The 2385-nt window shown below is 68.6% G+C and carries 1 protein-coding gene; it reads left to right on the plus strand.

What is annotated here, in order from left to right; translation table 11 throughout:
• Positions 1-289: 289 nt before the first annotated feature.
• Positions 290-2385 (plus strand): UvrD-helicase domain-containing protein (locus AC2VNT_RS07950; RefSeq protein ID WP_486946337.1); only part of this gene is annotated, 2096 nt, incomplete at its 3' end.

The raw sequence follows: 2385 nt of genomic DNA on the forward strand, positions 1-2385 counted from the left end.
TCGATGTCGGGGAGTTGTCCGGGTTCTGTGGTTTCTGTGGCCATGGGTTGGGGCTCCGCATTCTCGCTGTTGGTGGGTTCTGGTTCCATCCGTGTTCGGGCCTCACGCAACAGCCGAGCCCCGGACCCGGATGCGGACCGCGGGGCTCTGGAGAGCAGCTACGCCGCGGGTACCGCCGACCGGCACCCGTAGAAAAATCGCAGCTGCGGATTGAGCACGGATCGAGTCTGCCACCACGTGCCGTGCCAGCGCAAAGGCTGGCGTGCAATGGCGGTAGGTTGAGGCTGAGATGAGTGTGCACCCGACCCTCGACACCGGACACCTGCTCGACGGCCTCAACCCGCAGCAACGCCGGGCGGTGCTGCACCAGGGGTCGCCGCTGCTGATCGTGGCCGGCGCTGGTTCGGGGAAGACGGCGGTGCTGACCCGGCGGATCGCCTACCTGCTGGCCGCCCGGGACGTCGGCGTCGGGCAGGTGCTGGCCATCACCTTCACCAACAAGGCCGCCGCGGAGATGCGCGAGCGGGTGGTCGCGCTGGTGGGGCCGCGAGCGCGGGCGATGTGGGTGTCGACGTTCCACTCGGCCTGCGTGCGGATCCTGCGCAACCAGGCGTCGGTGCTGCCGGACCACAACTCCAACTTCTCAATCTACGACGCCGACGACTCGCGCCGGCTGCTGCTGATGATCGGCCGGGACATGGGCCTGGACGTCAAACGGCACTCGCCGCGGCTGCTGGCCACCGCGATCTCCAACCTGAAGAACGAGCTGATCGACCCGGACCGGGCGCTGAGCGACCTCGCCGAGGACTCCGACGACCTGAGCCGGGTCACCGCGGCTGTCTACGCCGAGTACCAGCGCCGGCTGCGGACCGCCAACGCGATGGACTTCGACGACCTGATCGTCGAGACGGTCGGGATCTTGCAGGCCTTCCCGCAGGTCGCCGCGCACTACCGGCGGCGGTTCCGGCACATCCTGGTCGATGAGTACCAGGACACCAACCACGCCCAGTACGTGCTGGTGCGCGAGCTGGCCGGACACGGGGGAGGCGAGCCGAAGCCGGGACCGCCGCATGACCCCGGCGGTCTCAGCGCCGAGGCCGACGACGTGCCGCCGGCCGAGCTGTGCGTGGTCGGGGATGCCGACCAGTCGATCTACGCGTTCCGCGGCGCCACCACCAGGAACATCGAGGATTTCGAACGCGACTACCCGGACGCGACGACGATCCTGCTGGAGCAGAACTACCGGTCCACCCAGAACATCCTCTCCGCGGCCAACTCGGTGATCGCCTGCAACGCCGGACGCCGGGAGAAGAGGCTGTGGACCGACGCCGGTGAGGGCGAGCTGATCGTCGGCTACGTCGCCGACAACGAGAACGACGAGGCCAGGTTCGTGGCCGTGGAGATCGACACGCTGGCCGAGGCCGGGGAGGTCAACTTCAACGACGTCGCGGTGTTTTACCGGACCAACAACGCGTCGCGGTCGCTGGAGGAGGTGTTCATCCGCGCCGGCATCCCGTACCGGGTCGTCGGCGGCCTGCGGTTTTACGAGCGCAAGGAGATTCGCGACGTCATCGCCTACCTGCGGGTGCTGGACAACCCCGGCGACACGGTCAGCCTGCGGCGCATCCTCAACACCCCGCGGCGCGGCATCGGCGACCGGGCCGAGGCCTGCGTGGCCGCCTACGCCGAGAGCGCCGGAATCGGTTTCGCCGGGGCGCTGGCCGCCGCGGCGACCGGCGACGTGCCGGCGCTGAACGCCCGTGCGCAGAACGCGATTGCCGGCTTCGTCGAACTGATGGCAGAGCTGCGGGAGCGGTTCAACCCGGCCGAAGGAGATCTGGGCGAGCTCGTTGATGCGGTGCTGAACCGCACCGGGTATCGCGGCGAGCTGGAATCCTCGACCGACCCGCAGGATCTGGCGCGACTGGACAATCTCAACGAACTCGTCAGCGTCGCACATGAATTCGGCATCGATCGGGATAATGCGCTGGCCGACACCGAAGCCGGAGAAGACGTCCCCGACGCCGGGGTGCTCGCCGAGTTCCTGGAGCGGGTGTCGCTGATCGCCGACGTCGACGAGTTGCCGGAGCACGGCGCCGGCGTGGTCACCCTGATGACGCTGCACACCGCCAAAGGGCTGGAGTTCCCGGTGGTGTTCGTAACCGGTTGGGAGGACGGCATGTTCCCGCACATGCGGTCGCTGGGGGACGTGCGGGAACTCTCCGAGGAGCGGCGGCTCGCCTACGTCGGCATCACCCGGGCCCGCCAGCGTCTCTACCTGAGCCGGGCCAAGGTCCGCTCGTCGTGGGGACAGCCGATGCTGAACCCGGAATCCCGCGTCCTGCGGGAGATCCCGCAGCAGCTGATCGACTGGCGACGCACCGA

The sequence above is a fragment of the Mycobacterium sp. TH-M15 genome (genome assembly GCF_057473705.1).